This window comes from Parageobacillus caldoxylosilyticus NBRC 107762 (genome assembly GCF_000632715.1).
GTDB lineage: Bacteria > Bacillota > Bacilli > Bacillales > Anoxybacillaceae > Saccharococcus > Saccharococcus caldoxylosilyticus.
Map to the genome: position 1 here is coordinate 33,080 of NZ_BAWO01000013.1, position 20,489 is coordinate 53,568.

At 47.1% G+C, this 20,489-nt stretch carries 17 protein-coding genes, 1 tRNA gene and 1 riboswitch; of the genes, 15 read left to right on the forward strand and 3 right to left on the reverse strand.

What is annotated here, in order from left to right; translation table 11 throughout:
• The first annotated feature begins 11 nt into the window (after positions 1-11).
• From GCA01S_RS05440 to GCA01S_RS05460, 5 genes are all read left to right on the forward strand, one after another.
• A complete protein-coding gene (locus tag GCA01S_RS05440; protein WP_042407869.1) occupies positions 12-4,205 on the forward strand; it encodes a bacteriocin-processing peptidase family protein in 4,194 nt (1,397 codons plus the stop codon).
• Between the two features lie 97 nt (positions 4,206-4,302).
• On the forward strand, positions 4,303-4,578 hold the full coding sequence (locus GCA01S_RS05445) for a hypothetical protein (protein WP_042407871.1): 276 nt from the start codon (positions 4,303-4,305) through the stop codon (positions 4,576-4,578).
• Positions 4,579-4,607: 29 nt separating this feature from the next.
• Entirely contained in the window at positions 4,608-5,363 is a 756-nt protein-coding gene (gene yidC / locus GCA01S_RS05450) for a membrane protein insertase YidC (protein WP_042407874.1), read from the forward strand.
• A 309-nt stretch (positions 5,364-5,672) separates the two neighbouring features.
• On the forward strand, positions 5,673-7,142 hold the full coding sequence (locus GCA01S_RS05455; protein WP_042407877.1) for a nicotinate phosphoribosyltransferase: 1,470 nt from the start codon (positions 5,673-5,675) through the stop codon (positions 7,140-7,142).
• 227 nt (positions 7,143-7,369) lie between these two features.
• A complete protein-coding gene (locus tag GCA01S_RS05460; RefSeq protein ID WP_155835551.1) occupies positions 7,370-7,816 on the forward strand; it encodes a hypothetical protein in 447 nt (148 codons plus the stop codon).
• An 87-nt stretch (positions 7,817-7,903) separates the two neighbouring features.
• On the opposite strand, the gene pepF is transcribed toward GCA01S_RS05460, so the two are convergent.
• Entirely contained in the window at positions 7,904-9,760 is a 1,857-nt protein-coding gene (pepF, locus tag GCA01S_RS05465; RefSeq protein WP_042408038.1) for an oligoendopeptidase F, read from the reverse strand.
• Positions 9,761-9,894: 134 nt separating this feature from the next.
• Between pepF and GCA01S_RS05470 the strand changes: the two genes are divergently transcribed.
• Complete coding sequence (locus GCA01S_RS05470; RefSeq protein ID WP_042407883.1) at positions 9,895-10,785, forward strand: aldo/keto reductase; 891 nt, start codon at positions 9,895-9,897, stop codon at positions 10,783-10,785.
• 30 nt (positions 10,786-10,815) lie between these two features.
• On the forward strand, positions 10,816-12,972 hold the full coding sequence (locus tag GCA01S_RS05475; protein WP_042407884.1) for a DNA topoisomerase III: 2,157 nt from the start codon (positions 10,816-10,818) through the stop codon (positions 12,970-12,972).
• 206 nt (positions 12,973-13,178) lie between these two features.
• Here GCA01S_RS05475 and GCA01S_RS05480 read toward each other — a convergent pair whose 3' ends face one another.
• Positions 13,179-13,616, reverse strand: coding sequence for a GNAT family N-acetyltransferase (locus tag GCA01S_RS05480; protein WP_042407887.1), 438 nt, complete (start codon positions 13,614-13,616; stop codon positions 13,179-13,181).
• 157 nt (positions 13,617-13,773) lie between these two features.
• Here GCA01S_RS05480 and GCA01S_RS05485 point away from each other — a divergent pair, with 157 nt between their 5' ends.
• Complete coding sequence (locus GCA01S_RS05485) at positions 13,774-14,235, forward strand: helix-turn-helix transcriptional regulator (protein ID WP_042407888.1); 462 nt, start codon at positions 13,774-13,776, stop codon at positions 14,233-14,235.
• On the opposite strand, the gene GCA01S_RS05490 is transcribed toward GCA01S_RS05485, so the two are convergent.
• The gene (locus GCA01S_RS05490) at positions 14,194-14,712 is read right to left on the reverse strand and encodes a glycerophosphodiester phosphodiesterase family protein (RefSeq protein WP_375781799.1); all 519 of its coding nucleotides are present in this window, start codon (positions 14,710-14,712) and stop codon (positions 14,194-14,196) included. The two genes, GCA01S_RS05485 and GCA01S_RS05490, sit on opposite strands and share 42 nt — an antisense overlap.
• Before the next feature lie 424 nt (positions 14,713-15,136).
• Between GCA01S_RS05490 and GCA01S_RS05495 the strand changes: the two genes are divergently transcribed.
• From GCA01S_RS05495 to cobK, 7 genes are all read left to right on the forward strand, one after another.
• Positions 15,137-15,208 (forward strand) — tRNA-Gln (locus GCA01S_RS05495).
• A 101-nt stretch (positions 15,209-15,309) separates the two neighbouring features.
• Positions 15,310-15,795: a ribonuclease E activity regulator RraA gene (gene rraA, locus GCA01S_RS05500; protein WP_042408043.1), complete on the forward strand. Its 486-nt coding sequence runs from the start codon at positions 15,310-15,312 to the stop codon at positions 15,793-15,795.
• Positions 15,796-15,854: 59 nt separating this feature from the next.
• Positions 15,855-16,046: riboswitch (cobalamin riboswitch) on the forward strand.
• 126 nt (positions 16,047-16,172) lie between these two features.
• A complete protein-coding gene (locus GCA01S_RS05505) occupies positions 16,173-16,559 on the forward strand; it encodes a (2Fe-2S) ferredoxin domain-containing protein (protein WP_042407891.1) in 387 nt (128 codons plus the stop codon).
• A 2-nt stretch (positions 16,560-16,561) separates the two neighbouring features.
• On the forward strand, positions 16,562-17,278 hold the full coding sequence (locus GCA01S_RS05510) for a HoxN/HupN/NixA family nickel/cobalt transporter (RefSeq protein WP_255212260.1): 717 nt from the start codon (positions 16,562-16,564) through the stop codon (positions 17,276-17,278).
• 2 nt (positions 17,279-17,280) lie between these two features.
• A complete protein-coding gene (cobJ, locus tag GCA01S_RS05515) occupies positions 17,281-18,843 on the forward strand; it encodes a precorrin-3B C(17)-methyltransferase (protein WP_042407894.1) in 1,563 nt (520 codons plus the stop codon).
• Between the two features lie 15 nt (positions 18,844-18,858).
• Positions 18,859-19,686, forward strand: coding sequence for a sirohydrochlorin chelatase (locus GCA01S_RS05520; RefSeq protein ID WP_042407897.1), 828 nt, complete (start codon positions 18,859-18,861; stop codon positions 19,684-19,686).
• 12 nt (positions 19,687-19,698) lie between these two features.
• Positions 19,699-20,478, forward strand: a complete 780-nt coding sequence (gene cobK / locus GCA01S_RS05525) for a precorrin-6A reductase (protein WP_042407901.1) — start codon at positions 19,699-19,701, stop codon at positions 20,476-20,478.
• Positions 20,479-20,489: the final 11 nt, after the last annotated feature.

A 20,489-nucleotide genomic window follows, 5' to 3' on the forward strand; every position in this document is an offset into this window, starting at 1 on the left:
GAGCTTCGTACATGAATATAGAGCGAATCGCGACCTATATAAAAGAAAAACGCATTATCGAAGCATTAGAGGAAATAAAGCCGATGCTTCAGCAAGCAAACGGGCGTCCGTTTTGCTGGAGAGTGCCGTTGCGGGCTTGGCAAACAGCGGACTCGTTTCATCATCTGATCCGCTTGTTTGATTATGCGTTAATGTACCGCCATAGCGCGCTGTTGGCGCGCTACGCCCACCGTCGTTTTTCGACGCTGCAGACGCTGACGTGGGTATGTGATGAGTGGCTCGAAGAACGACGGCCGCTGGATGTCGAGGAAGCGCTGCGGCCGCGCTTGGAAGAAGCGATCGCGAACGGAAAGGAAAAGCCGGAACATATCGCGCGCGCCGCATTCACACTCGTGCGCACTCTTTTGGAAATGCGCCGGATCGAAGAAGCACAGCAGTGGATGGGCATAGTGGAACGATATGAAACTATTCCGATGTACGATAAATGGGGATACTTTTATATGGAAGCGGGCGACCGCGACAAAGCCGAAGAAATATTGCGGAAAGGATTGGATGAGCCGGAGCGCGGCGATATGTGCCATTTGCTTTTGGCCGACTTATACGCGCTAAATGGCTGCCAGCGGAAAGCACTGGAAATCATTGAATGCGGCATCAAACGGTTTTCGCAAGTGCCGGCGTTATATGTGGAAAAAGCGCGCCGGTTGCGCGACTTGCATGAGTACGAAGCGGCGCTCGAAGCGATGGAGGAGGTCGACCGCCTCACTCCGTTTCATACCCACCGCCGCTATTTTGCCCATATGCGTGCGCAAATCTATTACAAGCTTGGCAAGTTCGATGAACTAGCGGCGCTTGTTCAAACAGAGAAATCATTGGCATCTACGCCATACGCGCGCGCAAGCGAACGCGCTTCCCTGCCGCAAGTGATCTTGCCGCTTGTGCCTGTCGTGCAAAAACATAATTATTGTGTGCCTGCGAGTTTGGAAATGATGCTGCGGCTGTTAGGCAAGGAGCGTACACAAGATGAAGTGGCCGAGCATATTTTCGATGTTCGCGGTTCAAAATTGTCGACGACTGTACATTATTTGGAAACGCTCGGCTTTTTATGCCGCTTTTTCATCGGTTCCGTGGAGCGGTGGAAACGGTTGATCGATGCCGGAATTCCCGTGCTCTTAAGCGTCGATTACGAACAATCTTCGCATGTGCAAGTATTGTTCGGTTACGATGAGTGCCTCAGGGCGTTTTACGTACAAGACCCAAACATGCTCGAGCCGTTTGTGGTTGCTTATGACGAAGTCGAAAAATGGTATGCAGGGACACATTATTTGTCGATTGCTGCGATTCCCCGGGAAAAAGAAGCGATTGCCGTGTTGCTGCCGGAATCGGAAGATCAATATTTCCGTCAGCTTCATGCCTTCGCCGAAAAAATGGATGAAGATGATCAAGCGTATATGGCGCCGTTTCTCGCGTTTTTGCGCAAGCATGAACACATCCCGTACACATGGCTGTATGTTGTGAAGCATTTTGGCACAGAAGAAGCGAAAGAGCTGCTTCTCGACTATACAGAGCGGGTGCTTGCTAAATACGGCGATATTAATGATTTGCTGCTTGCGGCGGCGAAAGCGTACGTGTACGGAAAAGAAATCGAACGGGCCGAAGCGGTGCTGGCGCGGGTGAAAGGAAAAGCCCATAGTCCGCTTTATCACTATTTGCGGGGACGGATCGCGTTTTACGAAAGCCGGTACGAAGATGCAAGCCGTCATTTTCGTGCTTCGCTCCAGCTCGATCCCGACCAGCCCGACGTCTGGAGCTATATGGCCCTTAGTACTGCATACGGAGGAAAAGAAAAGAAAGGCTTGGAACTGTCACAAATCGCTTTAACGTTACACCCTGACGATCCGTTTATTGGCACGAATCATGGCATCATGTTATTCCAGGCCAAACAAATTCAGGAGGCCCGCGCCTTTTTTGACCAATTGCTGCGCCGCCATAAACGCGATGCCCATTTGTGGTATGAACGGGCGCGCTGTGATGAAAGGCTGGGAAAGATACGCAAAGCGGAACGCGGCTTTCTTGTTGCTAAAGTGCTCGATGAAGCAGAGCCGTATCCATATTTGGCGTTAGCGGATTTATATGAAAACGAGTTAGGGGATTGGCAAAAAGCCAAAGCTATTTTGTTGGAAGGAGCGGCAAAGGCCGGAAGCGCCCCTGCGTTGCACGTTCGCCTTGGCGACTGGTATATGGAACGAGACGAAGCAGAAAAGGCGGAAGTGCATTACCAAAAAGCACTGCAACAAGAGGAAAAAGAAGTCTTTGCTCATCTCGGTCTTGCATACGTGATGATGCAACGGGGGCATCGCGATGAAGCAAAACAGTATCTGTTGGACAAGAAGCTATTATTTGCCCAAAACAGCGAATATCTATTAAATGCTGGAAAAATGCTCCTGGCCAATGAGCTAGCCATAGAAACGGAAGAAAAAGGGACCGCGCTTGCCTTTCTTGAAGAAGGATTGCGCCTTGCGCAATTTGATGTGGCGGAAGCGTACGAGTTTTATATCGAACAACTGACCGACCATTCTCTTGTCGGTCGCGGAATGGCTTTTCTCGAGCAACTTATCAACGAACGTCCGAACGATATAATCGCGCTTTGTTATCTCGGCGTGCTTTATGAGCAAAGCGGCATGTTTTCGAAAGCGATCAATTTATACGAACGGGCGATCAAGGTGCAAAAAAGCACGTTTCCGCTCTATCGTTTGGCCGAAACGTATCGGGCGCTTGAAAGATTCGACGAGGCGAAATGGTACTATGAAGCGTGTCTCGAGGTCGATGATACGTTTGCGGTGGCTCACCTTCGCTTAGCGGTTCTTTATGAAATAGAAGAAAACATTGATAAGCAGCGTTTCCATCTGCAAAAAGCGTTCGAGTGCGATCCGCTTCAAGTTCATGTCGAAAATGTAGTGTGGCTGTTTGACGATCCCGCCACATTAGTAGACACGATCGAAGCGGTTCGGAAGCAAGCAGGCGATATTTGGTATTATAACAGTCTCGGCTACGTATATGGAGCAATGGGGGACGGTGCCAAAGAAAAAGAGGTAGTCGAACACGCGCTTCACCTCCATCCTGATCATCCGGAAGTACTCCACCATTATGCGAAAGTGCTTGTCAAGGAAGGTAAGTTACGCGAAGCGATCGCCATCCTTGAGCGGCTGATTGAGCAGGATGTCCGTAACGAAGCCTTGTATGAAACTTATATTCAAATATTTTCGTATACAATAAGAGGAATAGGAAAACTGCGCGAGCGGCTCGGCAAATGGAAGCTTGACCATCAAAAGAAAAGCATCGTATACATGCACGCCGCTTCCGCTCTTTCCCCATATATGATGGACATAACGTGGGCTGGGACAGATGACTCCTTTGCCAAACGGCTATGGACAAAAGCGAAAGCATGGACGAAAGAAATGGCTGTTGTTTCCGCTGTTTTAGATTTATACGAAACGGCGATTCGTTTGGACCGCAGCAATATAGAAGCGTATGAGCGACTTGCTGAGTTTTACAAAGCGGCGGAATTGATGGATGATGCGATCAAAACGCTGCGCAAGGCGCTAACATATGAGTGGAATGCCAGTGTCGCCCGTGAGCTTGCCATGTTGTTGGCCCACTCGGAGAGTAGTAAACTGCAAAAAGAAGCAGGCGAGTGGATCGATCGTCTCCTCGCCGAACAGCCAAATGACCTGACTATGCTGGAGTTAAAGGCGTTCCTGCTCCTTGACAATGGACGGGAAGAGGAAGCAGAAAATCTGCTTCGTTTTTTAATCGAAATAGAGCCACTCTTACTTCGCAGTATTTTGACGTTAGGAACGATGTATATGGCAAAACAGCGCTATGATGAAGCAATTGCCGTACTTGCAAACGGGCTTTCCCATCATCCGCATGATGCAGAGGTGAGCCTAGAATTGGCGCGTGCGTATGACGAAGCGGGGCAGACGGAAAAGGCGCTTTCCGTTGTCGATGAATGGATTCAATTTGCCAAAGAGGACTTATCCGCTCGTTATCAACGGGCGTGCTATTTAGCCAAGCTCGGGCGAATCGAGGAAGCCAAGTGCGAACTGGCGCATGTTCTTGATGAAGATGAAACAGGAGACTTTGCCGAACTGGCTAACGAAGAACCAGCGTTGGCGCCGCTGTTTCGGCTGTTGGCGGAGAAATAACGGCGCTGGTTTCGTGAATCTTTTTCTTTTCTTTTTTCGCTAAGTTTGCTATGTTATGTAAGGAAATGTTTTTCTTGAATAGAAAAGAGGTGGGAGAATGGAAGCCCCCTTTGATTTGCTGGCATATGTGTCGCTTGTTGGCGCACTGCTTGTTGTCATGAAATGCTATATCGGCGAATACCGCAAAACGAAAGCTTTTTTATATGACGTTACGCTTGCACATGTAGCGGAAAGAAAAGATGAAAGATGCGTTGCTGGCGCTATTGTCCCGCTCTGCCGCGTTTTTATAAGGAAAAGACGGAAAGTTCCTGTGCGCGAACGTTCACATCAAACCGATGAAGAAGGAAGGAGACCTCGCTTATTTCTGGCCTGATTGACTATAGAACAACAAGGAGGTCTCTTATGAGAAAGTGGATTTTTGCATTATTCGGAACGGTTGTTTTATTAAGCGGCTGCAACCGCAACGCGCCGATTAATGAACATAGCCAAGGAATTTGGGATCATTATTTTGTCTATCCAATGTCGAAATTGCTTTTGACGATTGGGCAGCTGTTTGGAAATAACTATGGGATCGCCATCATTGTACTGACGTTAATCGTTCGTTTTTGCCTGCTGCCGCTCATCTTAAAGCAGTTTAAAACGACGATTGCCATGCAAAAGCTTCGCCCGGAACTGAAAAAGCTCCAAGAGAAATATAAAGGTACCGACATCGAAACACAGCGCAAGCTCCAGCAGGAAATGATGCAATTGTATCAAAAGCACGGCGTCCATCCTGCGAGCGGCTGCCTGCCGGTGCTGATTCAAATGCCGATTTTTATGTCGCTTTATTACGCGATTTCGCGCACCCAAGAAATTAAGCTCCATTCGTTTTTATGGGTGCAGCTTGGCCATCGCGATCCGTACTTTATTTTGCCTGTCTTGTCGGCGCTGACGACGTTCATCTCGCTCCGTCTGTCACCGTCGATGACGGAAGAACAAATGCCGCAACTGGCGATGATGTCATATATCATGCCGGTCATGATTTTTATCGGGGCAAGCTCTGTTCCGTCCGCCCTGTCGCTTTACTGGGTTGTCGGCGGCTGCTTCTCGATCATTCAATCATTGATTTTGCGCACGCAACTCAAAGCGGTCAAAGCCGCAGAAAACGGACAGGCATGACAATTCCCCGCTTTCCAGCAACGGAAAGCGGGGTTATTTTTTGATAAGACACCGCGAGGCTCGTTATTAATTTTTTATTTTTTTTGTAATTTACAATAATATATAATCAATGTTAAATTCGAATATTGGGGGAGTGACCGATGAAAAAAGCGCTAATCATTGATTATTCGGGCCGGGCATGAATGAGCGCTTGGCCATTTTAAACATACATTAGGTGCGGAAGTGGTGGAATAATAGAATAAAAATGATAGAATAGACGATGGACGTTCTTTTTTGTGTCAAACCGATTCGTATTTTGGAGGTAGCACAATGAACGAAAAATATGCAGATGACAGTTTTACCCTTCATACGGACTTATATCAAATCAATATGGTGGAAACGTATTGGGAAGACGGCATTCATAACCGCAAGGCAGTGTTTGAAGTGTTTTTCCGCAAGCTGCCGTTTGGAAACGGATACGCGGTATTTGCCGGCTTGGAACGGGTCATTCAATTTCTGCAGCAATTCCGGTTTTCCGAAAGCGATATTGACTATTTGCGGTCGGAACTGGGATATCGGGATGATTTTTTAGATTATTTGCAAACGGTTCGTTTTACCGGCACACTGCGCTCGATGAGGGAAGGGGAAATCGTTTTCGGCAATGAGCCGATTTTGCGCATTGAAGCGCCGCTTGCCGAAGCGCAGCTCGTGGAAACGGCGATTTTAAACATTATTAACTTTCAAACGTTAATCGCGACAAAAGCGTCCCGTATTAAACACATTCTCGGCGATGAGCCGGCGATGGAGTTCGGCAGCCGCCGGGCGCACGAGATGGATGCCGCGTTGTGGGGGGCGCGCGCCGCTTACATTGGGGGGTTTGAAGCGACATCGAACGTACGGGCAGGAAAACTTTTCGGCATCCCGGTTGTCGGCACGCACGCGCACGCAATGGTACAGGCTTATCAGGATGAATATACCGCGTTCCATAAATATGCGCGCCGCCATAAAGATTGTGTCTTTCTTGTTGACACGTACGATACATTGAAGTCAGGGGTGCCAAATGCGATTCGCGTCGCCAAAGAGCTGGGCGATCAAATCAACTTTATTGGCATACGGATCGACAGCGGCGATCTCGCCTATTTGTCAAAAGAAGCGAGAAAAATGCTCGATGAAGCTGGATTTACGAATGCGAAAATTTTCGCTTCCAACGACTTAGATGAAGAAACGATCCTCAATTTAAAATCACAAGGCGCAAAAATTGACGTCTGGGGAATCGGCACGAAATTAATTACCGCGTACGACCAGCCGGCGTTGGGCGCTGTTTATAAATTAGTCGCCATTGAAGATGAACACGGAAATATGGTCGATACGATCAAAATCAGCGGCAACCCGGAAAAAGTCACTACTCCTGGACTGAAACGGGTCTACCGCATTGTGAATAAAATCAATAAAAAAGCGGAAGGCGACTATATTGCGCTAGAAAGTGAAAATCCGCAACAAGAAGAGCGGCTCAAAATGTTTCATCCTGTTTATACGTTTATCAGCAAATTTGTCACCAATTTTGAGGCAAGGGATTTACATGAAACGATTTTTGACAATGGCAAGCTCGTGTACACGTCTCCGCCATTAAAGGAGATTCAAGATTTCGTGAAAGAAAATTTGCGGTTGTTTTGGGATGAGTATAAACGGACGATGAATCCCGAGCAATATCCCGTCGATTTAAGCCAGGCCTGTTGGGATAACAAAATGGAAAACATTCGGAAAGTGAAAGAGAAGATTGAAAAGCTGGGAGAATATTGAGAGATTGTCGGTTTTAGCGCTAAAAAAGGTCATCGCAGATCCACATGCGGTGATCTTTTTTTGTTTTTCCGGATATTTCCAAAGTATTTGTTACAGGTAGACCAAAATAGTGTGATGAAGGGAGGCGGCGATGGATCAGATAAAGATTAGTCGGAAGGGATGGATTTACCATAGTAACATTTATTTTTGTATGTCGTCTAATAAATAAAAGGAATAAAGAGGGAACGGTGGCCATGAAAAAATTTTTTGCCATATGGATGATCGCCGGTTTATGCAGTTTAGGGGCATACTTTTTTGTGACTGCCAGCTCCAAGCCTCCTGCATTAGACATATCGGCGGCAGGCCAAAAAATTCCGGTTACCCGAGGTTCTTACTGCTGGAAAACATTTTTCTCGGCAAAATGTGTCGATTGGGCTTATGCGCCGCCATGGAAAATAGGAGACGTACACGAACCGGTTGAGGTCGAGCCTCATTCAGAAATAGAAATAGATTTTGAAAAAGAACCAGTTTCTCTAGCTGTAGAACAGTGGATTAATGAAGGAAAGGCAAAAAATATAAAGGTAAAGAACAAAAAAATTACCGCGCCAAGTGAAAGTGGGGTATATGTTTATCATCTTATGGTGAATTGGAAGCAAGGAGACGGGAACTATGTTTTCCATATTAAAGTAAAATAAATATTGTTTGTCGATTGTCGTTTAAACATCATGAATCAAAAAGCGCTGGCTCGCAAAGCTACCTTTTGGAGCCAGCGCCATTTCTAGTTACAGTCTTCCTTGCTTTTTTAACAGCTGTTCCATTTCGCGAACGAGCGAATCGAAATAAGAAAGCAGGTTCTCAAGCGGCTTCGGCGATGTCATATCCACTCCTGCTTTTTGCAACAGGCGGATCGGGTCGTCGGATGTGCCGGCGCTTAAAAACTGCAAATAGCGTTTCGTCGCCTCTCCGGTTTTATCCGCTTTCATTTGCTTGACAAGCTCAAAGGAGGCGGCGAGGGAAGTGGCGTATTTATAGACGTAAAATGCGTCATAAAAATGGGGGATGCGCAGCCAGCCCCGCGCGGCTTCCGGATCGGCGGCGTAAGCAGGGCCGTAATATTTTTTTAATAAACGAAGCCAAAGCTCGTTCAGCTCGGCTGCGGTTAAGCTCCCGCCTTGCCGTACTTTGTCGTGAATCGCTTGTTCGAATTCAGAGTACATCACTTGCGTGTATAAGGTGCCGCGAATTTGCTCGATTTGCTGGTTGAGTAAATACAGCTTCTCTTCATCCGTTTTTGCTTGCTTTAGGAAATAATCCATCATCAGCCATTCGTTGGCGGTTGAGGCGACTTCGGCGGTAAAAATCGATTGCCCGGAATAATGGTAAGGCTGCGTTTTGTTTGTATAGACGGAATTCATCGCATGACCGATTTCGTGGGCGATCGTCAGCACGCCATCCAGCGACTCGTCGTAGTTGAGCAAAATAAACGGATGAGTGTCATACGCGCCCGTATTATAGCCGCCCGTATATTTTTTCGGGCGCGGATATGCGTCAAGCCAGCGTTGTTCGAAAGCTTGCCGCACCTTTTTGATGTAGTCGTCCCCAAGCGGTTTCAGACCTTCAAGGAGGAGCGTCTGCGCCGTTTCGATCGGGAACTTCATGTTTTTCGCGACGGTTTCATCGACGAGCGGCACATACATATCGTAACTGTGGACGCGGTCGACGCCGAGCGCTTTTTTGCGCAGTTCGACATAGCGGTGGAGTAACGGCAAATGATTATTGACCGTAGAAATGAGATTCGTAAACACTTGTTTTGGCACATCATCGGCCGACAGTGCTGCATCGAGGCCGGATTTATATTTTCGCGCTTTCGCGGACAGTTCGTCCGCTTTCACAGAAGCGTATAAGGTGGCGGCGGATGTGTTTTCGATCGATTCGTAGCTTTGAAAACGGGTTTGAAACGCCCGCTTGCGGTAGTCGCGATCCGGGTGTTCAAGCGCTTTTGTATAGTTTTCATCCGTCAGCGAAACCGTTTTGCCGTCCGGCGTGCGGACGGAAGGCGGTTCATAATCGCCGCGCGCGGCATTGTTATAAATGTTTTCCGGATCGCTCATGATTGGAGAGAGCTTGGCGAGCAGCTGTTCTTCTCGTTTGGAAAGAGTATGCTTTTTCCGTTCGCGCAATTCTTCAAAATAATAGCGGTATGGCTTAAGCGGCTTGCTTTTTTGCAGCTTGGCAAGCGTCTGCTCGGAAAGCGACAGCAGTTCCGGCTCGATAAACGCCGTTTTAGCCGCATAGTCGGAAGTAAGTGTCTCCACTTTTGCTTTTAGCCGTGCCGCGGTCTCGTCTTCAATATTTAAATCTTGTTTTAAATGAGCGTAAAGCGACAATTTTTCCAGTTTTCGTGCTATCCTTTCATTAAGGGCAAATAGTTTGGCGACATTGGTCGCGCTCTGAAGCTTTCCTTCATAGGCGGACAGTTTCGGCAGCGCATCGACGACTGCTTGATAGTCGCGTTCGAAATCAGCTTCCGACGTGTAAATGTCGGCAAGATTCCATTGATATTTTGTTTGTGCGGCGTAGGCGCGCCATGGCACAAGCAGCAGTACGATCATTAGCCATACATATAGCTGTTTTTTCATCATCTTCCCATTCCTTTCCTGTTTTTCCGCTGTTACGTAGTATGCGCAAAAAGAAACAGATTACTCGAATGAAAAGGAATAGGGAAATCGATGTGGAATGTATAGGAGTGCGAAAAAGAAGAGGAGGACGAGTAGTGGAACGAATTCGTTTAGCAGAAGATTTAACATTTTCCCGCATCATTCACGGATTATGGAGATTAGCGGATTGGAACTATTCGAGAGAGGAGATATTAAGTTTCATTGAATTTTGTCTCGAACAAGGGATTACGACGTTTGATCATGCGGATATTTACGGGAATTATACGTGTGAAGCGTTGTTTGGCGAAGCGCTGGCGTTAAAGCCAAGCTTGCGCGGTCAAATCGAGATTGTTACAAAATGTGGGATTAAGCTCGCATCGAAATACGGTTTGAAGCATTATGATACGAGTAAGGAGCATATTATCGCGTCCGTCCACCAATCGTTAAAAAATTTCCGCACCGATTACATCGATGTGCTGCTTATTCACCGTCCGGATCCATTTATGAATCCGGAAGAAGTGGCGGAGGCGTTCACCCAGCTGAAAAAAGAAGGAAAAGTGTGCCATTTTGGCGTGTCCAACTTTAAACGTTCACAGTTTAACATGCTGCAGTCGTATTTAGATTTTCCGCTTGTAACCAACCAGATTGAAGTGTCCGCCTATCGCTTAGAAAATATCGAAGACGGTACGGTCGATTTATGTTTGGAAAAGCGGATCCCGCCGATGGTGTGGTCTCCGCTTGCGGGCGGAAAAATATTTACCGCAACGGACGACAAAGCGGTACGCCTGCGCGCGACGCTCGAACAAATTAGAGATGAACTTGGCGCCGAAACGATCGACGAAGTACTATACGCATGGCTGCTTGTGCATCCGGCGCGAATGATGCCGATTGTCGGTTCCGGCAAAAAAGAGCGCATTATTCGTGCGGTGCGTGCGCTTGCGCTGCCGCTTCGCCGCGAGCAATGGTTTGAAATTTTGCAAAGCTCGGTCGGTCATGAAGTGCCATAATCCGCAACGAACAACAAGGAGAAGTCTACAATGAAAGTGATTATTGCCGAAAAACCAGACCAAGGCGCGACGCTCGCGTCCATTTTTAAAAACAAAAAACAACAAGGCTATATCGAAATTTATCCGAATGAATTGTTTCCAAAAGGAGCGTATATGACGTGGGCGGTCGGGCATCTTTTCCAGCTCGTGCCGCCTGAACGGTATCGTCCGGAATGGAAACAATGGAAGCTCGAGACGCTGCCGATCATTCCGGAGCGTTTTCAATATGAGGTAGAAAAAGCGAAAGCAAAACAGTTTGCGATTGTAAAAGAACTGCTTCGCAAACCGGAAGTGACGGAAATTATCCATGCTGGTGACGCCGGTAGAGAAGGGGAGCTGATTGTCCGCAACATTATTCATATGAGCGGCGTGAAAAAGCCGATGAAGCGGCTTTGGCTTTCGTCATTGACGCCAAAAGCGATTTATGAAGGATTCCGCCAGCTGTTAGATGAAGCAGAAACAAGAAATTTATATGAAGAAGCGTACGCTCGCGCGTGTGCCGATTGGCTTGTCGGGATGAACGCCTCGCGCGTTTACAGCATTTTGCTAAAGCAAAAAGGGATGAATGATGTTTTTTCGGTTGGAAGAGTCCAAACGCCAACACTCGCATTCATCGTGAAACGGGAAAAAGAAATTGAACAGTTTCGTCCTGAGCCGTTTTGGGAAGTGGTGGCGACGTTTTCCGTTGATGGCAGGCAGTACGAAGGGAAATGGACAAACGAAGAAGGAGAAACGCGGATCAAGGAGGAGCAGCTGGCGCAAAAAATCGCCCAGTTTTGCCGAAACAAGCCGGCAGAAGTGAATGAAGTAAAAACGGAGCGAAAAACGTTTCTTCCGCCGCTATTATTCAATTTGTCCTCCTTGCAGGCAACGGCGAACAAGGTGTACCAATTTTCCCCGAAAAAGACGCTCGATATTTTGCAAAATTTGTATCAAAAAGGTATCGTGTCGTATCCGCGTTCCGATTCGAACTATGTGACCAGGGGAGAGGCGGAAACGTTCCCGGACATTTTGCAAAAGTTACGGGCGTTTCCGGAGTATCAGCCGTTTTTTCCGCTGCCAAACGCGTCAATTTTACATAATAAACGTTATGTCAATGAAAAAAAGGTAACTGACCACTATGCAATCATCCCGACGGAGCAAGTGGTCGATCCGGCGAAGTTATCGGCGGATGAGCGGAAAATTTACGACTTGGTCGTGCGCCGTCTCATTGCCGCGCATTATGAAGCGGCTGTGTTTGACTATACGACCGTCACGACGCTTGTCGATGGACGCGCCCGCTTTATTTCAAAAGGCAAGCAGCAAATCCAGGAAGGATGGCGGAAAGTCATTAGCCAGCGCGAGGAGGATGATGTGACGATTCTTCCTTCGCTCCGTGAAGGCGAACAAGGTGAAGTGCTGAACGTTCGTATAAAAGAAGGAAAGACCCAGCCGCCGAAACGGTATACGGAAGGTCAGCTGATTACCCTGATGAAAACAGCGGGGAAATTTTTAGATAACGAGGAACTGGAAAAAGTGCTGGCCAAAACGGAAGGTCTCGGCACGGAAGCGACGCGCGCGGCCATCATTACGACGCTGAAAGAGCGAAATTATATTGAAGTAAAGAAAAACCAAGTGTATGCGACCGACAAAGCAAAAGTGCTTATCGAAGCCATTGGAGATAAAATTTTGGCTTCTCCGGAAATGACGGCGAAATGGGAGCAGCGCTTAAGCGAGATTGGCGAAGGAAAGGCGTCAGCGGCGCATTTTATGGAGCAAGTAAAAAGGCTGTCTGCAAAAATTATTCAAGACGCCGTTGAAATGTCGGAAACATGGAACTTTGCTGGGCTGGATACCGAATCCATTCAACGGACAAAATCGAAGGCGACGCTTGGAAAGCCTGTTGGCACCTGCAAGCTATGCGGCGGCACGGTCATCGACAAAGGGACATTTTACGGCTGCGCCAATTATGCCAAGACGAAGTGCTCGTTTACGATTTCGAAAAAAATTCTCGGCAAAACGATTTCGCAAGCGAATGTGAAAAAGCTTTTGCAGCATGGGAAAACGAACGTCATTAAAGGATTTAAAAAAGGAGAGAAAACGTTCGACGCCGTTTTGGTGTGGGACGATAAGGAGAAAAAGATTTCGTTTTCGTTTGTAAAAAAATAACCTTTCCTCTTATCATGCACCTCCTTCTTTATAAAGAAAGGAGGTGCGATCATATGACCAGCTTCTCGTTTGCTTATATTGGAAACGTGGTCCGCTTTCAAATGCTTAGCATTTTCTTTCAATAAATAACCGCACTACCAAAAATGAAAAGATTACGGCATGAGCCAGGAATATGACGCTCATGCCGTAGAATTTATACGATCGCTTCATGCCTCCGGGTTTATTTTTTCCATTATCCGCTCGGGCTGCATTGGCGGCTGAAATCCAAACTGCCGATACAAGCCATGCGCATCTTTCGTCGCTAATAAAATGCGTCTTACCGAAGTGATATCAGGGTGCTGCAACACACATTCCACGAGCCATTTCCCAAGCCCTTGCCCTCGAAATTCCTCATCAATAAAGACATCGCACAAATAGGCAAAGGTCGCTCCGTCGGTAATGACCCGCGCTAATCCGATTTGCATCTGTTCGTGAAACAAGGAAAAGCATAAGGAATGTTCGAGCGACTTTATAATCGTCGCGCGGTCTCTCGTATTTGCCCAATAGGAGCGGGCGAGAAATTCACAGACGCGGTCGATTTGCACAAGTGCTGGATCGGTGGAAAGCAAGAACGGTCCGTTTTTGTATTGTACGATTTTAAGCAAGTTCGTTTCCCCCTTCGTTTTTTGCCATTATAATCGATAAAACTAGAAAATGGCAATTAGGATATTTACGAATAAAGCCAAAAATTGTACGATTACCTTTGTAAGGGGATATTAATGTAACAGTAATTATATTATGTAAACAAAAGAAGGGAGAACAATGGATAAACAAGAAGTAATCGATCTTCTCTCCAGCAAAATGAAGTTAATTCGCGTCGAAAAAGGATATACGCAAGATAAGATGGCGGAAGTGCTAGGGATTTCGAAAAAAACGCTCGTGCAAATTGAAAAAGGGCGGATACAGGCGAACTGGACGCAGGTCGTCGCGCTATGCGCGCTATTCCGTGATAGCGAAATTATCGAATCGGTGCTTGGCGATAGCCCGCTTGAAGTGGTTGAAACGATCGCCCATGACGAAATCGATGTGCCGAAAGGAAAAACGCTCGGCGGAAAAGTATGGTGGAAAGAAATTAAACGCATAGGGCCGTTTCGCCTTCAGCAAAATCTCATCAGCAAGCATTACCGCATTTTAGATGTACATAACGACCGCTGGTACAGTTCTTTTGACAAAGAGGAGGCGCTAAGGCGGCTTGAGGAGTTGGCGCAGGCGGCAAAAATGTAGCTCTATTTGCGTAAAATCGATTACTTCTTGGAGAGTAGGAATTTTTTCCTTGCCATACTGCTTGCTAGCATATTGCGGGAACGTTTTATTAAACCATGAGCCAGCGTCAAGCCGTTTTATTTCCGCTAATGTAAAATCCCTTACTCTCCAAGGAGCACGATTCAGATAAACTTGTTCTACATTGGTCGTTCTGGCCAGCGTGGCATCGTGAATGGCGACTAGCTCTCCGTCTTTTGTCATATGCAAGTCTAGTTCAATGTAGTCTGCTTTCATTTCCAGCGCTTTTTTGTATGCGGCTAGTGTATGCTCTGGGGCGTATCCTGATGCGCCGCGATGGGCGATGACAGTAATATGCCGGCTGGCCGGATGGCGAGTAGAGGGGGGATGCTTGACATCATCCGTTGCCCAAAGGTTAGAAGCGTACGATGCAAGAAGCGCGAGTAAAAGCGGTATCGCCACGATTGTCGCTTTGTTCACGGTTACTTCCCTCCTTTTTACATGGTATTGCATGAGTCAAAAAGATAGTGCGATGATGAATAAAAATATTGCCATTCTTCGTAGTACAAAAGTCGTGGTCTTTCTGCGCGAATTTTCGCGAATGATACCATGCCGGGAAGCATGTATGGTGGTTGCGGCGAATCAACCAGGCGGGCAGCGGTTCTTGAAATAGTGACATTATTGTTTGCAAAACATCGAGGGACATACATCGATGATAAGCAAAGTGCAAAACGGCTTTATCTCAAGAAAAGGGACAACAAGCAGCAGATTTTATTGCATGAACTACGTTTGTGATGTGTGGTATATTTTGCATATCGCTGTCCGGCATGTATAAAGAGAAAGAAATGCGGGAAATAATAGGAATGGAAAATCTCTTGTGAAGAAAACGTTAAACAGTGATCGTTGGGCTATAGCCAAGTGGTAAGGCAACGGACTTTGACTCCGTGATGCGCTGGTTCGAATCCAGCTAGCCCAGTCTCTAACAGACAAGCAACGTCGCTTGTCTGTTTTTTTATGGAAAAAGAAGGAGTTTCGACAAATATGTCAAATATAAGACATAGCGAGGAGGGAATGATGGTGAAGACAGCAGATTTATGCGATGAATTTTTAAGTGAACTGCAAGTTTGCCAGCTGCCAATGCAGTCATATGGCGGCAAAATGGAATTTTCCGGACCGATCGCGACCGTCGATGTATTGGAGGATAATGTGCTCGTCCGCGAGGCGTTAGAAACCGTTCCTGCGGGAACAGTGTTAGTTGTTGACGGAAAAGGTTCACGCAATTGCGCGCTGCTTGGAGATCGTTTGGCGCAAATCGCCTGCGATCGTGGACTTGCGGGCGTGATTATCCATGGCTGCATTCGCGATTCTGCAGAGATCGCTAATATGCCGCTTGGGGTGATGGCGATCGGTACATGCCCGGTGAAAAGCAAAAAAGAGGGAAAAGGAAAGCGGGATGTCGCGCTTGAATTTGGCGGTGTTCTTTGGGAGCCAGGCGCCTATGTATATGCGGATCGCGACGGGATTGTATTGGCAAAAACGGACTTGCTGAAAAAAAGTGATTGACGCCGTTTGAAAATTTGTACTACTATGAATAACAGAAATGTTCTATGAAAAATCGATATCATATGCCAAGCAAATAAGGTGCCTTTCTCATCAGAGAACAGGCTTAAAAGGGAAGTACGGTGAAAATCCGTCACGGTACCCGCCACTGTGATGGGGAGCTTTGTTGCATGATGTCACTGAAGGAAACTTCGGGAAGGCGCAGCAAAGCGATGATCCTAAGTCAGGAGACCTGCCTTATTTGTTCGGACGGATACCTACGGGATTATAGGTAGACGTGCGGGAGAATGGTATACTTTTTTGCTATATTTGTATGCATTTTTCTGCACCTCTACGTATAGAGGTGCTTTTTTATTTGGGAGAAAAAGGAGAGGAATAAAGTGGCGACATGGAATTTAATCGGGATGAAACATCATGTGCTCATTTGCAACGGAGGCAGTTGCATGCGTAAAGGGGGAGAGGAAGTAACGCTTGCCATCCGCGAAGAAATTGCGAGACTGGAGTTGGACGATATCGTACATACGACGCGGACGCGCTGCAACGGTCGGTGCGAAGATGCGTGTGTTGTCATCGTCTACCCTGAAGGAATATGGTACAAAGCCATGAACGCAGAAAAGGGACGGGAACTTGTGCAAAAACATTTGCGAGATAGTCAGCTGTTAGAAGAAGCGATGACGTATTACTACAGAGAAGGGAAAGGATTGATTCGTTCCGCGACATCTAATTCTCTTATTGGAATTTCAAAATCAGAAAAAAGGGGTAGGTAACAGTGGAGTGGATTACATATGCCATGTTAGCGATTTTTCTTGGCATGCGTCATGGAATGGATAGTGATCACGTCGCAGCCATTGCCGATATGGTCGGGAGTGAACCACAGCGGCAGAAGCAAGTGTCTTTAGGAGTGATGTATGCATTCGGACATGGATTCATTGTGTTTTTGATGGGGATGATTGTCATTTTCGCCGGTTTCCATCTTCCTTCTTCTATTATCAGAATGATCGAAATTTTTGTTGGATGCACGTTAGTTATCCTTGGTGGATGGATGTTCGTGTCACTTTTTCAACAAAAGGAGCAGCAATATGAGCTGAAAAGCCGTATAAAAATCGTCTATGAATGGCTGACGACGCTCGCTCGTCGCATGAACAGAAAAGATCAACGAGAAACGACTTCATGGCTTCGATTCGGCTGGCTCAGTGCCTTTATAATTGGAATTATTCATGGTATTGGGGTTGAAAGCCCGACGCAACTAGCGATTCTTACCCATGCGACAGGGAAAGTGGATATGTGCATCGCGGCGCTACAGCTTAGTTTGTTCGTCATCGGTTTACTCGTGGCGACAATCAGCATGACCTTTTGCCTTTCATGGGGATTTATGAAAGCGAGAATGAAAGAAAAATTATTTTTCATTTTTGGGGCTGTAACTGGTCTTTACAGTTTATGGTTAGGGTTATCCATTATCATGGAAACGTGGAAAGGGGGAGCATAAGAATGAATGGAAAATTGCTCGTCATTGGGTTTGGTCCGGGAAGCTTTGAACATATGACGATGCGTGCGAAAGAAGCGATCAAAGAAAGCGATATCGTCATCGGGTACAAAACTTATGTAGACTTAGTTCGCGGATTGTTGACAAACCAAGAAATTATTAGCACCGGAATGACTGAGGAAGTGAGCCGTGCTCAGGAAGCAGTGAGATGGGCGGAGCGAGGCAAAAGGGTAGCGGTCATTTCCAGTGGAGACGCTGGTGTGTACGGAATGGCCGGACTCGTGTATGAAGTATTAATCGAGAAAGGCTGGACGAAAGAAAGCAGCATTGAAGTGGAAGTGATTCCGGGAATTTCCGCGATCAACTCTTGTGCGTCTTTATTAGGTGCGCCGATTATGCATGATGCGTGCACCATTAGTTTAAGCGATCACCTAACGCCGTGGTCGCTTATAGAAAAGCGCATCGAAGCGGCAGCCGCTGCCGATTTTGTCATCGCTCTATATAATCCGAAAAGCGGACGACGCACGCGGCAAATTGTCGAAGCGCAGCGTATCCTTTTGCGTTATCGCTCGCCAAATACTCCGGTCGGATTAGTGAAAAGCGCTTATCGTGCGCGGCAACATATCGTATTGACGGATTTAGCGCATATGCTCGATTACGATATCGGCATGCTTACGACCGTCATTATCGGCAATTCTTCAACGTTTGTATACGATGGGCTGATGATCACACCGCGCGGATACCAACGAAAATATACGTTAAGCGCAGCCGAACAGCCGCTGAAACCATACGAACGGCTTCGCAGAGAAGCGGAACCGTGGGCGCTTGATCAAACGAAACCAGAACCGGTAAGAGAAATAGCGGAAGAAGCATTGCAAAAATTGGCGATTCGCCACGATGACAGCGCGACGTTTGCGCCAGCGATTTTCGAAATCGCGGTTAGCCCAGGGATAGCGAACAAAAACTTTACGCCAAAACAGATGATGTTGCTTGCCGAAATCATTGGCGAAGGCGGAACGATGATGTATACGCCGGATCATTATTTGAAGATAGAAGTGCCTACTTCTGACCCGGACGGCATCGTCGCGAGACTGAAAGAAGCGGGGCTTGCCGTCGCTCCTGTCGGTGACGTGCTTACGGTGAAGGCGTGCGATTTTTGCGATGGTGAGAAAAAAGACGCGATTCCATACGCGGAAGAGTTATATGATCAGCTTGGCGGAATGGCGCTTCCGAAAGAATTGAAGCTCGGTGTAAACGGCTGCGGTATGGCATGTTACGGAGCGGTGCGGGAAGATATCGGAATCGTCTATCGGAAAGGAGCATTCGACTTATTTTTAGGAGGAAAAACGGTCGGAAGAAACGCACATCCTGGACAACTTGTCGCTGAAGGAATTCCGCCTAGTGAAATTGTGTCCGTTGTCACCCGCGTTATTCAAGAATATAAGGAACGCGCGCACCCGAACGAACGGTTTCATAAGTTTTTCCAACGAGTGAAACAAGTCGGCGGATTTGTGTATCAAGAAGCGAAGCAGGCGGCAAAAATCGAAGTGCCTGCCTGTGGTGAATAAGGGGGAAGAAAATGAATGAAAGCAGTATTATTTGTCGGGCACGGCAGCCGTGACCCGGAAGGAAACGACCAAATCCGGCAGTTTGTCGAGCAGCTAAAACCGCACATTGAAGCATCCTTACATGTCGAAACGAGTTTTTTAGAATTTGGACTGCCAACGATTCGCGAAGGGATTGACCATTGTGTCGATGCCGGAGCTCGCGAAATTATCGTTATTCCGATGATTTTGCTGTCAGCAGGCCATTCAAAGCTGCATATTCCAGCGGAGATCGATGAAGCGAAGAAGCGTTATCCGCACGTGACGTTCATCTATGGCCGACCAATTGGCATTCACGAGCAAACGTTTTCGATCTTAAAAACGAGATTACAAGAAATCGGTGAAAATATAGAAAACCCTGACCCGGAAACAGCGGTAGTGCTGCTTGGTCGCGGGGGAAGCGATCCGGATGCGAACAGCGATTTATATAAAATTTCCCGCTTATTTTGGGAACAAACGAACTATTTCCTCGTAGAACCAGCATTTATGGGAGTAACGACACCATCGTTAGAAGATGGCGTGGAACGTTGCGTGAAGCTAGGGGCGCGAAAAGTGGTGGTTTTGCCGTACTTTTTGTTTACCGGTGTACTTATCAAGCGTCTTGAAGAAAAAGTAAAACAATTTCGTTTTCAGTATCCGCAAGTCGATTTTGTACTAGCAGGCTACTTTGGATTTCATCCGGAGCTAAAAACGATTGTACTTGACAGATTAGAAGAAGCGCTTGGCAAGGCAGTTATGATGAACTGCGATATGTGCCAATATCGGCTTCATGCTGCAGAGCATCATCACCACCACCATCATCATTAAGGAGGAACTGGCATGATTATCGTATTAGCGGGAACGAGCGATGCCAGAAAGCTCGCGCTTTGCATCCAACAAGCGGGCTATGATGTATTAGCGACTGTTGTTACAGAACATGCGGCGGACCAGTTGCGTGCTTCCGGCTTAGCGGTGCACCTCGGACGGCTGACGGCGGAACAATTGGCGGAGTTGATCCGCGCAAAGAAAGCGAAAGCGATGGTGGACGCGAGCCATCCGTTTGCCGAAGAAGCGTCGAAAAACGCGATGCAAGCTGCCGCAGACGCGGGGGTTCCATATATCCGTTACGAGCGGCAAGCGGCTCCTGTTGCTTATGAGCGCGTCACGTTTGTTGACAATTATGAAGAAGCAGCCGAGCTCGCTGCGAAAAAACAAGGCGTCATTATGCTAACGACCGGAAGCAAAACGTTATCCATTTTCGCCAAAAAGCTGATGGGACTTCCGAATACGCGCGTGATTGCGCGCATGCTGCCGCGCAAAGACAATATGGAGAAATGCGAACAACTAAAGTTTCCACAAGAAAATATTGTTGCGATGCAAGGACCGTTTACGAAAGAGCTCGATAAGGCGCTTTTCCAACATTTTGGTGTTACGTTACTCATTACGAAAGAAAGCGGAAAAGTTGGGTTTGTCGATGAAAAAATCGCTGCCGCACAAGAGTTAGGGATTGAGACGATTGTCATTCGCCGTCCATCGATTCAGTATGGTACGGTGTATTCACAGTTTTCCGATGTCGTTAAGGCGTTACAACAAATGGTACCGTTATCTATTCATTCATGAAAGAAAGGGGT